The following is a 12,630-nucleotide window of genomic DNA, read 5'->3' as shown; positions in this document are numbered from 1 at the left end:
GGGGAGTCCTGTTCGTCGGGTGGGGGCAGCTCCGACCGTCACCAACAATCCCGGGCCGCGACCGAATCCCGGGAGGCCCACGATGTGGTCAAGGTCTCGTGTGCGGCCGGGCCCGCGGACCGGCGAAGGCACGGGCACAGCCGCCGTGCCGGCTGGTCCCGCCCGCCGACGCCCGCACCAGCACCGAGACCAGCAGCGCCAGATCGGCGGCACCCGCCGCGTCGTCCGCGTATCGGGTGGTACCCAGAGGCCCCACCTGGCTCAGGAACACCCGCTCCCTGGCGAGGACGAAGGTCAGGGCGAGCAGGGCGGCGCGGCCGTTCCCGTCCTCGAAGGGATGGAAGAACGCCACGTCGAGGTAGGCACGGGCGGCCCGCGCGGCCAGGGGTACGGACGGGTCACCGCTCTCGCGCAGGCACTCCTCGAAGTCCGTACGGGTACGAGCCGTCAGGCCGTACCGCTCGCGCCCCCGCTTCGCGTAGGCGTCGCCGGTGCGGAAAGAGGTCTCGCGGGTGCCGAGCACCTCGCGCTGCCAGCCGCACAGCAGCGCGAAGGTGAGTGGCTCCCCGCGGCCGGCATCGGCACGCAGGGCGGCCCACCCCGCCAGCAGACGCCTGGCGCGCACGGGATCGCGGAGGGCGACCGGTCCCTCGCACCAGGCGGTGAACCCGTCGACGGCCGGGATCACCGGACCGGGGGCGGTCTCCGCGCCCAGGCGCGCCCAGCCCACCTCCCGCCGGACCAGGCACCAGACGGCCAGGGAATCGGCACCCGGGGGCGCTTCACCCCGAGGCACGCGGACCCCTGTCGTGGCGTTCCTCCAGGTCCCCGTACTCCCGGTGGTCGCGGTAGGGCATCCGGCCGGTCAGTCCGACCGCAAGGTCCTCGCCGACCGAGTCGATCAGCGTCTGCCCCGGTGCGACCCAGCTCTCGAAGCGTCCCCCTATCGCCGCCTCCACGGCGGTCGCGGCCTCTTCGCGCTCCATCCCGCAGGAGGTGAGGAACCAGGTGAGCACCAGATAGCACCCCCCGTACCAGCCGCTGTCCGGTCCTCCCTGGTCGAGCACCCGTGTCACCAGCCGTACGGCGGCCCGCTCCAGGTGCCAACTGCGCTGCTCGGGGCTCGCGTCCGGTGCCGGCGACAGCTCGGCGAACGACGCGGCCAGGCCTTCCAGCCAGGCCCGCCACTCCAGCAGGGCGGCGACGGCATCGGCCGCCGTCTCCCGCGGTGCGCGGACCGAATGCGAGGCGCAGCACCAGGACCCGACCGGGCCGCCGTCCTTGTCTCCCTCACCCGTGGTCCAGTTCCACTCGCGGGCCCAGGCGCCGTACCGCTCGACGAAGAGTTCCGTGATCCGGTCCACGCAGATGTGCCGGGCCTCCCGGTGGGGGTCCGGATACGACCAGGAGGACGCCCCCGCCGGGACGAGCGCCTCGACCCGCGCGACCAGCAGGGCCCGTTCCTCGTCGTCGGGGGAGAAGGGATGGAGCCCGGGATCGACCATGGCCCAGGTGAGGTCCAGGGTACGGACGACTGGTTGCGGTTCCGTGGACGTGGGGGGCCTCCCGGGGCGTGCGGCAGGGGAACGACCGCACCAGTGTGGGGGGTTCGCCGCAGGCACGCACCCCGTTTCGGCCCGGCGGTGGTCCCTGAGCGCCTGCCCCCGGCGTCCGCCCCGGAACTCGCTCCGGGGCGGACGCCGGGGGCAGGGGGCGCGACACGCGCCGGGTGCGGGGCACCGGACCGGGCCGGGCAGCGCGTTCCCGAGGGGGGTTGGAGCACGGGTGCGCTGCCGGCCGGCACCCGCCTGTACGGCGGGCGATCGGCGGGGCCCGGCGTCAGGCCTTCGGCATCAGCACGGTGTCGACGATGTAGACCGTGGCGTTGGCGGTCGGGACGTTGCCGCAGACGACCTTCGAGCTGTCGTTGACGGTGTAGTCCTCACCGCTGCCCTTGGTGGTGAGCGTCGACTTCTGCAGGGTGTCGTAGGTGCCGTTCTCGAGCTGCTTCGGCGTCAGCTTCTCGCCCACCACGTGGTACGTGAGGATGTTGGTGAGCATCTCCTTGTCGGCCAGGACCTTGTCGAGGTCGGCCTTCGGGATCTTGGCGAACGCGTCGTTGGTGGGCGCGAAGACGGTGAGGTTCTCGGCGCTGTTGAGGGTGTCGACCAGGCCGGCCTTCTTCACGGCGGTGACCAGGGTGGACAGCGCCGGGTTGTTGGACGCCGCGGTGGCCACCGGGTCCTTGGCCATGCCGTCGAACGATCCCGCGCCCTCCTTCGGCACGGAGGCGCAGCCCGGACCGAAGGGGCCGTCGGCCATCGCCGGGCTCGACTCGGCCTGAGCCGGTGCCGAGCTCTTGCTCTTGTCCGTGGCCGAGCTGGAGTCGTCGTCGGACCCGCCACAGGCGCTCAGCGCGAGCGGCAGGACGGTGGCGGCGGTGACGGCGACAGCGGTGCGGCGGAAGCGGAAGGCGTTCATGACTCTCCTGTGTGCATGGGTGGTTGCTGTGCGTGATGTCTTCGGGGTGCGATGCGACCGGGTGCCGGGCGCGGGACCCGGGCGTGCCGTCAGGGGCGCCACCGGGGCGTGGGGCGCGCGGCGAGCGCCTGACGCCGGGTGCGCCGACGTCTCCCCGGCGCCGTCCCCCGTACGGGGCGGGCGCACGGGCGGGTGCCGGTCTCGACGGCGGCGGGCAGCAGCGGGCCCGGCACGGGGCCGGAGGCTTTCCGTCCGGTGCGCGTCACTGTCTTCGTCCCGATCGTCACATGGGCCATTCGGCGCACAGGGGCCAGGCGGATTGGTCTCTTCACGAAAGAGTTCAGATTCGCCGTGAGTTGACGCCTCGCCGCCGGTGCCGGGAGGTGCCCGGACGACGAAGGGCGGGCCGGCCCCCTGAGGGACCGGCCCGCCCGTTGAGCGGGTCGGACGTCGGCCTACCTGTGTCCTCCCGAGACGCCGTACGCCCTGGTGATCGTCTGGGTCACGGAACTCCCGTCGCTCGCCGAGACCTTCGCGCGGAGCGTCGCGTGGGCCGCGCCGGACGGAGCGAGGAGGTAGGTGTGCGCGGGCGCCCAGCGGGTCGCGGGGATGACGAGCGCCGGACGCCAGGTGGCCCCGTCGTCCCAGCTCACCTCGAGCCGGGTACGTCCGACCGTGGCGTCGGCGGCACCCGGTGCGCGCTGCACGGCGATGTCCACGCGGGTGAGGGCGTGGCGGGCGGCAGTGCCCGAGTCGTCGAGACCGTGCGGGGTGAAGCGCACGGCCATCAGAGGCAGTACGGTGCCCGCGCCGCTGTCCGTGCCGGAGTCGAATCCCCACTCCGTACGCACCCGGGTGGAGAGCCCGGCGTACGCCTGTGCGCGGCTGACGTCCGCACTGAGCGTGTAGTGCCCGGGGCCCGCCGCCACGGGGGTGGTCCTGCCGGAGCCGACGGCGTTCCACGAACTCAGGGCCTTGCCGTCCCTGGCCAGGGTCACGGTGCCGGACGCCCCCCAGTCGGTGCCTCCGCGGCTGCCGTCGCCGTCCACCAGCCACGGTGTGGCGGTGAACGTCATGGAGTCCTCGACCCGGTAGAAGGGCGCGGCGGGCAGGCCGGGACCGACCACCGCCGCCCCGAAGTCCAGGGTGCTGCGGCCATGCGGTCCGAAGGCCTCCGCCGAGGTCGCGATCGACTGGCGGCCCGCGATGGTGGTGCGGTCGAGCCACTCCCCGGGCGTGCGGTAGTCGTGCACGGCCGACGGGAAGGCGACCGACTGGTCGATGTTCAGGGGGAGCAGCAGGTCGTCGTCCGGAGCGGCCGAGGTGGTGCCCGCGGCGGGGGTGCCCTGGGCGTGGAAGCGGACGCGGACGTCGGTCAGGTCACGGCGCTTCACGGAGAAGGAGGGGTCGGCGGGTACACCGCCCGGCCAGGTACGCGCCACGTGGTAGAAGAACGGGCTGGGCGACGCGGAGGAGGCGCCCTCGGCGGCGAACACCGCGAAGGTGCGGTACTTCGCGTCGGGGTCGGCGAACGGCAGCGCGTACAGGGACGTGCCGGCGGACGCGCCGGTGGACACGACGCTCATCGTGTACGTGCCCGCTCCGGCCGGAACCGCGAACGCCGCCTGCACCGCGGTGGCCCTGGCCGCCTGGTCGTGGACGTCGGCCCTGACCGGAACCGCCTTCCTGGCGTCGAGCACGACGGAGGTGTCCGCCACGGGGCTGACGGATGTGGCGGCCATGGTGGTGGTGCGGTCGGTGCCGGAGCCGCTGATGATGGTCATGCCGATCCAGTACTGGGCCTCGGGCACGTCCGCCGAGCCGGTGCCACCGGAGAGACGGACCGGGTAGCGGTCGCCCGTCCAGCGGTTCACGAGCAGCGCGGTCCCCTCGGCGGGGCTCCCGTCGCGCCGGAACGCGCTCACCGTCATGCGGTGTGTGGGGACGGGGCTGTCGACGCCGAGGATGGTGCGGGTGACCGGCTCGCCGTCGCGCGAGGCGGTGAGCACCGCCGACCAGGGGCCGTGCGGCAGGAGCGACGCCCGGGTGGTGACGGTGGCCGTCGCGGTGGAGTGCGCGGGCACGGTGACGCTGTCGCGGTCCACGGAGAACTGTCCGGCGTTGCCCGGCTGCGCGGTGGGCGACTGGGGCCTGCTGACGGACAGGGCAAGCGTGGTGGCGGAGTCACCGGTGTTGGTGAAGGTGACGGTCCGCTCGGTGTCCTTGCCCTCGCCGTCCGGCCAGTCCGCCGTGGTCGTCAGGTTGGCGGGGGAGGCCAGGACGGTCTCCTCGACCGAACGTCCCACGTCCACCCGGCCGGTGCCCTGCTGGTACGGGGCCAGTCCCGCGGTGGGCTCGGCGCCGCCCATGAGCGCGGTCTTGATCTGCTCACCGCTCCAGTCGGGGTGGGCCTGGGCGACGAGGGCGGCGGCGCCGGCCACGTGCGGCGTCGCCATCGACGTACCGCTCTTGGAGGTGTGACCGCCACCCACCTTCGCCGCGACGATGCTCACGCCGGGTGCGGTGATGTCGGGCTTGACGGCGTTGTCGGAGGGGCGGGGTCCCCTGCTGGAGAACGGGGCCAGCTCGTCCTCGGTGTTCACCGCCCCGACGGCGAGCGCGGCGTCCGCGATGGCGGGCGAGCCGACCGTGCCGGTCCCGTACTCGCCCTCGTTGCCCGCCGCGACGACGAACAGGGTGCCGGTGCTCGCCGACAGTTCGTCGATCGCCGCGATCGCGGGGTCCTCCTCGTCGGCGGGGCCGCCGAGGCTCATGCTGACCACCTTGGCGTGGACGGTGTTCACGGCCCAGTCGATGCCGGCGAGGACGGCCGAGGTGGTGCAGGAGCCCGTGCTGTCACAGACCTTCCCGACCGCGAGCGAGGCGTCCGGTGCGACGCCCCGGTAGGTGCTGTCGACACCGGCGATCGTGGACGCGACGTGCGTGCCGTGACCGTTGTCGTCCTCCGCGGACCCTGTGCCGGTGAAGTCCGAGGAGACCGACACCCGGCCCGCCAGATCGGGGTGGTCGGAGTCCCAGCCCGTGTCGAGGACGGCGACCGTGGTCCCCTTGCCGGTGTACCCGTCCTTCCAGGCCTGCGGCGCGTTGATCTGCGGCACGCTCTTGTCCAGCGAGACGCGCATCCGGCCGTCGAGCCACAGCTTGGCGGCGCCGCCCGCGAGCGAATCGCCCTTGCCGGTGGTCAGCCTCTTCCACGTGGCGGTGGCGTCGGCGCGGTCGTGCGGGCCGAGCGAGGTCATCCCGAGGCGGGACACCGCCTTCCCGGGGCGCGCGGCGGAACCGGCCGCGTCACGCGCCTTCCTGGCGGCGGCCGGACCCCTGCCGTGCTGCACGATCATGCCGACGGCCCGGTCGGTGCTGCTCCCCTTCGTGCCGTACCCGGCGTCGAGCAGCGCCTTGACGTCGAACAGGCGGGCATCGACCCTGCCGGACGCGAGCAGTGGCTCGGCGTCCTCGGGGACGACGCTGATGCTGTCGGCCCCGACCGAACTGGTGCTGAAGGAGAGGTTCTTACGGCCGGGAGCGGGGGTGACGGTGGCCGAGCGGATGGTGTCGCCGGACCGCTCCACGGTCACGGTGTCGCCGGTGGGCAGCGGCACGGTGACGGCGGTGACGGCGGGGGCGCCGGGTGCGGTACCGGGGGCGGGGGGCGCAGCCGCCTGGGCGGCGCCCGCGGGTATGAGGGCCGCCACGAAGGTGACGGCTGCTGCGACAGATCTCAGACGCACGGAAGGGACTCCCGAAGATCGCAGTGGGTGGATCACCCGATGCTGGCAGGAGAGGAGTCCTCAACAGAGGCGTGAGGCTGGCGAGATGGCGACGCGGCGCATACTGGCCAACCGTCCGAGGGGCGTCCGGGGCGTGTGACGGGCGTCCGGGTCCGGGGCGTGCGACGGGCGTCCGGGGCGTGCGACGGCGTCCGTCCGTCGAGGCGGTCGGAGCCGGGCCGCTGCGGTGCGGGTGCTCACGCGCGCCGACACCGGTGCCGTGCCTGTCGTGCCTGCCGTGCGTGCCGTGCCTCCCGTGCGTGGGCACATCGCGTGCCGGTGGTACGAGCGTGAGGGTTCCCGGGAGTGCCGGTTCCCGGGCGTGCCGACGTCCTGAGGGAGGGCGCACGCCGTACGCCGGACGGCTCCGCCCTCGGTCACGAGGGGGAGCCGTCGTCTGGGTGTGCGAGACGCGGGCGGGCACTGCCCGCCTGGGCGCGTCAGCGTGCGTGCCGGTTGCCGGTGAACACGCGGTAGAGCAGGAGCAGGATCATCGAACCGATGATGGCCGCGATCCACGTGGACAGATCGAAGAAGCCGTCGATGGAGTCGACCCCGAATATGACCTTGCCGAGCCATCCGCCGAGAAGCCCGCCCGCGATCCCGATGAGCATCGTGATGATGATGCCGCCCGGGTCCTTTCCGGGTACCAGTGCCTTGGCGATGAGCCCTGCGATCAGCCCGATGAGAATCCACGCGAGAATGCCCATGATGCCCTCCTGGTGCCGGTATAAGGTCTGCGTCAATTCATCGTCTGTGCCGTCCCAGGGCTTTCAAACCTGGCGTGTCGGCAGAGCTTCCCGCCCGGCCCGGAGGAGGCCGGACCGGCACCGCCTACGCGATCTCCGTGCCGGATGCGGGACCGGTGCAGAGCTGGGCGGTCAGGGCATCGCCGACCCATTCCTCCCAGGCATCGGGTGACCAGCCGCGGTCGCGGACGAACACCAGGTAGAGCTCGGGGCTGAGCAGCCCGTACAGGAGATCCGCGGCCCGGTCGGTGTCGATGTCCGGCCGCGCGTCCGGCTTGGCGGACAGCGCCTCCGCGGCGGCGCGCTGCACGGTGTACCGCGCCGCCCCCGGCGCCGGACTGCTGATGTTCGGCTACGGGCCCGAGGCGTTCGACGACCCCATCTCGGGCGCCACCGCCGAGGAACTGCGTTCCCGGTTCGCCGGGTGGCGACTGACCGACGTGACGCCGGGGACGAACCCGGTGCCGACCTTCTGGTTCACGCTGAGACGCGACGAACAGGCGTGACGTCCGGCCCGGGTGCCCGGCACCCGGGGGCGCCCCCGCGCGTCGTGGCCGCGTGCGGTGTCGAGGTCCCTGCCCGGCGGGCCGCCTGCCGGGCAGGGACCTGAGGGTCGTCCCCGCAGTTCCCGGCGGGCGCGCGACTACAGCTACGGCACGCCCCCGGACATCGTCCGGGGGCGCCCTCACCCCCGCGTTGCCGGAACGTCCACATGCCGGATGTACCCGGATGGCCACCGCCTTTCGACGCACCCCATCCGACGTCGCGCGCTGAACCACCGCGCATCGCGGGAGGGCCCTCGGCATGCGGGGAGGGGCGCTGTGACACAGGTGTCGCCTCGGCTGCCGATCCGTTTCTCCGCGAATTCCTCCGGAGTTCTTCCATAGGCGGCAGGATTTGTTTTCCCTCTCGGGTGCAAATTCCTCTGCCGGTGTCCTGCTTTTTTCGGCCCCGGAGGTGGTCCTGGCCGGCGCGCGGCGGATTGTGCTGTTTGATTTCATGATATAGTCCTCGTGGATTTGCAGGACGCCACACAAAAAGGGGAATGCCGTGAATACTGAGAAGATTACGGCGCGTCGGCTCACGGCCGAAGAGGTTTCCGAACTGGGCATCCAGGAGACCGTGTTCGTCTCGGCGGAGATGGACGGTCTCCCTCTCGACTGTTACGCACCGGCCTCTCTCACGGCGCCGGGTAAGAATTTCGAAGGGGGTTCCTTCGCGGTCAGGACGATCTTCGGGAAGGAAATTCACGTCCTCCCCGAAAACGCCGATGAGCCCGGTATCTGGATTGCCGACAAGAGCGGGGAGGAGATCGAGGTGCTCCGGAGCGCCGGTGTCCTTCTGAACCTCGCCCTTTTCGTCCCCGACGGAAACAAGGAATCGCTGGAGGCGCTCTACGCCGCCGCGCGGGACGCCTTCGGTGCCGGCATCGTCCAGCGCTGGAGCGAGGAGACCGTCGCGGTCCCCGACGTCAAGGTGGACCTGTACGAGGAGCCGGCCCGGGCCCGGAAGTCGAACCCCCAGAACCGCGACCGGCGCGCCCTGGACATCTACCCCACCCGGGTCCGGTTCCTGGAGCCCAGCGACGGCTGGAAGTTCGTCGTGGAACCGCACAAGGCGATCGTCGACGACACACCGACGATCTGACCGGTGACAGGCCGGTCGTGAGCCCCTTCGGGAGCCCGTCAGTTCTCTGACGGGCTCCCGCCCTTTCACGGGCCTCCGTGTCGCGGAACCCGCGCGATTGTCGCCGACCACCTGCGGCTGCGTCCGCGATCGGTAACAGCCCTGCCGTGTACGGGTGTTCGTGTGAATTCATGGGCCTACGGCATCGGCGGAGGCGGCAAAGGGGCGGCGACCATGGCAAAGCACAAGGGGCGGGGCTGGCACGGACGGCTCCTCGCGGCCGGGCTGGGCGTGACGGCGCTGGCCGCGGCCACCTCCGTATGGACCGCGCAGGCGGACCCGGCGGGCACGCGCGGGCCGCAGGCGCGAGTTCCGGCCTCGGAGTCCGCGCCGGTGTCCGAGGTGTCGGCGGAGATCGCCCACGCCTCCGACCGCGGCGCCAGGGGTGTCAACATCACCATCGACGACGGACCCGACCCGGTCTGGACGCCGCAGGTACTGCGGCTGCTGAAGGAGAACGGCGTCCGGGCCACGTTCTGCATGGTGGGCACCCAGGCCCAGGCCCACCCGGACCTGGTCAAGCAGGTGGTGGCGGAAGGGCACCGGCTCTGCGACCACACGGTCGCCCACGACACCGCCATGGACACCCGCTCCGAGACCTATCAGTCCCAGCAACTCCTGGACGCCGAAAAGATGATCACCGAGGCGTCGGGAGGTGTCCGCCCGCAGTACTACCGCGCTCCGGGCGGAGCCTTCACCCCGTACAGCCGGCAACTCGCCGCATCCCGGGGCATGCGTCCGCTCGGCTGGAACGTCGACACCAAGGACTTCGAACGTCCCGGAGCGGACGCCATGGTGGCCACCGTCAAGAACGAGATCGCCAACGGACCCACGATCCTCTTCCACGACGCGGGCGGGGACCGCTCCCAGACCGTGGAAGCCCTCCGCGAGGTGCTGCCCTGGCTGAAGCAGCAGGGCTACTCCTTCGGCTTCCCCGTGCGCTGAGCCGGGGCAGGGGAGCAGGAGCAGCAGCGGCCGCGTCCCGGCCGCGACGACGGTGGGCACGTCCGGAGCAAGCCGGCGCCGAGGAGTGCCGGTGCACGAGCCGTGTGCCCAGCGCGGGTTTCCGTGAGCCGCCTACGGGACGGACACAGGTCCCGCGGCCGCCCCGGACGTCTGCCCCCGGGGAGTGCGGGCGACTTCGACGTCAGCCCGGGTGCCCCAGCGGTTGACCCGGTGGCAGGTGGCCATCGAGTAGAAGTACAGCGGACGCAGGATCAACGCCCGCCACGCGGAGGCGAGCGGTGCGAGGGCGAACAGCAGCAGGACCTGCCGCCGGCGCATGTCGGTGCGGCGGACGGTGAAGAGGCGGAGCGCCATCAGGTAGCTCATCGCGGTGCCGATGACCACGGCGGCGCCGATGAGGTCGCCGGTGTGGGCCCGCAGTGCGGGGTCGGAGACGATCACGGCGGGGATGGCCACGCCGAGGACGATGTGGACGTACTCGGCGACCGTCGACCAGAAGACGATGCCCGTCAGCGGCATGTAGCGCAGCCACCACAGATGGCGGACGGTGGTTCCCCGCATCCAGCGCAACTGCTGGCGCATGTAGTGCGACCAGCGTTCCGGGGCGAGGGTGAAGACCAGCGACGACGGCTGGTGGACCGTGTCACCGGCGAGGAGCCCGTAGAAGGTGAGCATGGAGTCGTCGTTCATCTGCATCGCACGGCCGCGGAACGTCTCGTTCTCGTAGACCCCGGCGGCATCCCGCACGATGTGCGCCCGGTAGAAGGCGAGGGTGCCGGAGTTGATCGTCACCCGCCCCAGTACCGACTGCGCGGACCGGAGGCCACGTGTGAACGGGAGATACAGCAGGTTGATCATCCGGGTCAGGGCGTTCGCGTCGTGGTTCAGGACGACCACCTGCCCGGCGACGGAGGTCACCCCGGGGTCGGCGAACGGTTTCAGGCCCTCCGCGATCGCCTCCGAGTCCAGCAGCGAGTCGCTGTCCAGGGTGACGAACACGTCGGCGTCGTCGGTGGCGAGGACGTGCATCTGGGCATAGCGCTTACCGCGGTTGGGTGTGCGGTCCCAGCTCACCTCCACCCCGGCCGCCGCGGCACGCTCGAAGAACTCACCGCGCACGTCGTCGTAGGTCATCGGTGCACCGTCGTGCACGGACCCGTCGTCCACCACCCGGATCCGCTGCACAGGCCGGGTCTGCGTCAGCAACGAGTGCAGACAGCCCCGCAGCGCGTCGGGGTCCTCGTTGTACACCGGGATCTGCACGGTCACGGTCAGCCGGTCCAACTCCGCCTGCGCCGCGGAAGAGGCGGTACGGGGCCGCTCCAGCCAGGACAGCGGTACCCACCACAGCAGCAGGAACGACACGAGCCACGGCAGCGCCAGGCCCTGGCTCCCGCCCGCGATCGAGGCCACCGCACTGTAGACGTGCGCCACGCCCCAGGCCAGGAACGCGGTCAGCGGCACCGCCCCGAGCAGCAGGACACGGACGGACGAGGCGTGCTCGGCACTCGGCAGCGGAGCCACACCCGGCCACCGCTCAGGGCCCTGCTCGGCGGGCGTCCCCGCCGCCCCTCGGCCCGACGCGCGATCGACGGCCCGTGCGTCCGGAGTCACCGCTCGACCGGGCCCATGCCGCGCCGGAAGGACACCCTGACAGCGAACGCGCCCACCAGCACCGCCACCACACTGAGCGTCACCAGCCACAACTGACCGGTCGCGAGCCCCGTGGCCGCCAGAGTGCTTCCTGGACCCACGATCGAACCGTACGGCATATCGCCTCCCTGGGAATGAACCAACAGAGGCTGATATATATGCGCCGAATAACCTTTTGGGGGACTTTCAGCTATTTGTCATGTGTGTGTCCCGTGAGAATGCTGCCCGGGCGGGTGCCGTCTGGTGTGGAGTACTCAGGTCCTGTGGGTCGGGCCCTGGAGGACGAGACTTCCCGTGGCTGGGCCCGCTCCGAACGCGGTCACCGCGCCGAACGCCCCCGAGCCCCTCGCGGCGTGATGCCGACGCGGTTGCCGCCCCGTTCGGTGAACCACGCGGTGCCCTGCCCTGCCCGTCGACGGTGACGGCGTGCGGGTGTGCGGTGCGGTCGGGCAGAGGGAACTCGGCGATCGCCTGCCGGTCACCGACGCGATGCTGGACCGGCTTCGGACGGCTTCGGATGGCTTCGGAGCTTCGGTACCGACCGGAGTCACGGTGCTACGGGAGCCTGAGGGTGCCGACCGACCCGGTGAGCCACCGCTTGCCGGGTGCCTGGGCCGGACACGGGCCGCTGGTCCGGGTCCACGTCGGCTTCGAGGGCCTGGACGAAGCGGCAGCTCAGAGATGACCGTCCAGGAACGTCCGCACCTCGTCGACGGTCATGGGCCCGACGCCGTGCGCCACCGCTTCTCCCTCCTTCAGCAGAAGGCAGGACGGAGCTCCGGTGATTCCGTATCGCTCGGTTGTCGCCGGGCAACGCGTGATGTCGGTGCGGACGACCGTCAGGCGGCCCGTGTAGTCGGCGGCGATGGCGCCCACGACAAGGTCCATCACCCGGCAGGGCTCGAGCGCCTTGGGCCATGTCCCGGTGAAGTACGCGAAGACCGGAACCCTGCTTCTGCCCAGGATGAAACTGAACTCCGCGTCCTCACGTGGCCGGTGAACCAGATGTGCCATGGAAGCTCCTGACCTCACGTTTCGAATTCCGACCCATGATCCCTCGCGCGGTGTGCCGGGACGGCCCCGATCGGTCGTCCGGCCGCCCGTAGGAAGGGAGGTGCTGGGCCGTCGCCGCACTGAGGGGGGTCCTGGGACGAGCAGCCCGGTTCCACGTCCCAGGTGGCCAGGGGCTTGGCCGCGCCGCCTGTTCACCCGGCGGCGGCCGCACGCGCGCTCATGTGCCGGTTGGTGCCAGGACAGCGTCCTCCGTGACGACCGGCAGGCCGTGTTCCCGGGTCATGGCGGCAGGA

At 71.7% G+C, this 12,630-nt stretch carries 12 protein-coding genes; 3 read left to right on the top strand and 9 right to left on the bottom strand.

Features of this window, described 5'->3' with window-relative positions:
• Positions 1–88 precede the first annotated feature (88 nt).
• From ACFXOA_RS00195 to ACFXOA_RS00170, 6 genes are all read right to left on the bottom strand, one after another.
• Positions 89–796, bottom strand: a complete 708-nt coding sequence (locus ACFXOA_RS00195) for a Fic family protein (RefSeq protein ID WP_385020052.1) — start codon at positions 794–796, stop codon at positions 89–91.
• Positions 783–1,505 carry a hypothetical protein gene (locus ACFXOA_RS00190; protein ID WP_385020049.1) on the bottom strand — a complete coding sequence of 241 codons (723 nt, stop codon included), beginning with the start codon at positions 1,503–1,505 and terminating at the stop codon, positions 783–785. Before ACFXOA_RS00190 ends, ACFXOA_RS00195 begins: the two co-directional genes overlap by 14 nt.
• A gap of 334 nt (positions 1,506–1,839) precedes the next feature.
• Positions 1,840–2,481: a fasciclin domain-containing protein gene (locus ACFXOA_RS00185; protein WP_385020046.1), complete on the bottom strand. Its 642-nt coding sequence runs from the start codon at positions 2,479–2,481 to the stop codon at positions 1,840–1,842.
• 455 nt (positions 2,482–2,936) lie between these two features.
• Positions 2,937–6,230, bottom strand: coding sequence for a S8 family serine peptidase (locus ACFXOA_RS00180; RefSeq protein WP_385020043.1), 3,294 nt, complete (start codon positions 6,228–6,230; stop codon positions 2,937–2,939).
• Positions 6,231–6,709: 479 nt separating this feature from the next.
• Positions 6,710–6,979 (bottom strand): GlsB/YeaQ/YmgE family stress response membrane protein, encoded by a 270-nt coding sequence (locus ACFXOA_RS00175; RefSeq protein WP_362549898.1) that lies wholly within the window; start codon positions 6,977–6,979, stop codon positions 6,710–6,712.
• Between the two features lie 124 nt (positions 6,980–7,103).
• The gene (locus ACFXOA_RS00170) at positions 7,104–7,328 is read right to left on the bottom strand and encodes a hypothetical protein (protein WP_385020039.1); all 225 of its coding nucleotides are present in this window, start codon (positions 7,326–7,328) and stop codon (positions 7,104–7,106) included.
• A 1-nt stretch (position 7,329) separates the two neighbouring features.
• Here ACFXOA_RS00170 and ACFXOA_RS00165 point away from each other — a divergent pair, with 1 nt between their 5' ends.
• The 3 genes from ACFXOA_RS00165 to ACFXOA_RS00155 all read left to right on the top strand — a co-directional run bounded on the left by ACFXOA_RS00165 (position 7,330) and on the right by ACFXOA_RS00155 (position 9,649).
• Positions 7,330–7,524, top strand: coding sequence for a hypothetical protein (locus ACFXOA_RS00165; RefSeq protein WP_385020036.1), 195 nt, complete (start codon positions 7,330–7,332; stop codon positions 7,522–7,524).
• A 544-nt stretch (positions 7,525–8,068) separates the two neighbouring features.
• Positions 8,069–8,665 (top strand): hypothetical protein, encoded by a 597-nt coding sequence (locus ACFXOA_RS00160; RefSeq protein WP_385020033.1) that lies wholly within the window; start codon positions 8,069–8,071, stop codon positions 8,663–8,665.
• A 213-nt stretch (positions 8,666–8,878) separates the two neighbouring features.
• Positions 8,879–9,649 carry a polysaccharide deacetylase family protein gene (locus ACFXOA_RS00155; RefSeq protein ID WP_385020030.1) on the top strand — a complete coding sequence of 257 codons (771 nt, stop codon included), beginning with the start codon at positions 8,879–8,881 and terminating at the stop codon, positions 9,647–9,649.
• Between the two features lie 132 nt (positions 9,650–9,781).
• Here the strand turns inward: ACFXOA_RS00155 and ACFXOA_RS00150 are convergent, their stop codons facing one another.
• The 3 genes from ACFXOA_RS00150 to ACFXOA_RS00140 all read right to left on the bottom strand — a co-directional run bounded on the left by ACFXOA_RS00150 (position 9,782) and on the right by ACFXOA_RS00140 (position 12,337).
• The gene (locus ACFXOA_RS00150; RefSeq protein ID WP_385020027.1) at positions 9,782–11,194 is read right to left on the bottom strand and encodes a glycosyltransferase; all 1,413 of its coding nucleotides are present in this window, start codon (positions 11,192–11,194) and stop codon (positions 9,782–9,784) included.
• An 86-nt stretch (positions 11,195–11,280) separates the two neighbouring features.
• Positions 11,281–11,424: a hypothetical protein gene (locus ACFXOA_RS00145; protein ID WP_385020024.1), complete on the bottom strand. Its 144-nt coding sequence runs from the start codon at positions 11,422–11,424 to the stop codon at positions 11,281–11,283.
• A 574-nt stretch (positions 11,425–11,998) separates the two neighbouring features.
• Positions 11,999–12,337, bottom strand: a complete 339-nt coding sequence (locus tag ACFXOA_RS00140; protein WP_385020021.1) for a thioredoxin family protein — start codon at positions 12,335–12,337, stop codon at positions 11,999–12,001.
• Positions 12,338–12,630 lie beyond the last annotated feature (293 nt).

Origin of the sequence: Streptomyces sp. NPDC059166, from assembly GCF_042755185.1 — a bacterium.
In the GTDB taxonomy this organism is placed as follows: domain Bacteria; phylum Actinomycetota; class Actinomycetes; order Streptomycetales; family Streptomycetaceae; genus Streptomyces.
The sequence above is the reverse complement of the archived record's forward strand: the minus strand, read 5'-3'. Positions and strand labels throughout refer to the sequence as shown.

Bases quoted from the DNA above. Each gene is read 5' to 3' on its own strand.
- ACFXOA_RS00190 (WP_385020049.1), bottom strand. From the start codon at position 1,505: ATGGTCGATCCCGGGCTCCATCCCTTCTCCCCCGACGACGAGGAACGG.
- ACFXOA_RS00155 (WP_385020030.1), top strand. From the start codon at position 8,879: ATGGCAAAGCACAAGGGGCGGGGCTGGCACGGACGGCTCCTCGCGGCC.
- ACFXOA_RS00175 (WP_362549898.1), bottom strand. From the start codon at position 6,979: ATGGGCATTCTCGCGTGGATTCTCATCGGGCTGATCGCAGGGCTCATC.
- ACFXOA_RS00140 (WP_385020021.1), bottom strand. From the start codon at position 12,337: ATGGCACATCTGGTTCACCGGCCACGTGAGGACGCGGAGTTCAGTTTC.
- ACFXOA_RS00185 (WP_385020046.1), bottom strand. From the start codon at position 2,481: ATGAACGCCTTCCGCTTCCGCCGCACCGCTGTCGCCGTCACCGCCGCC.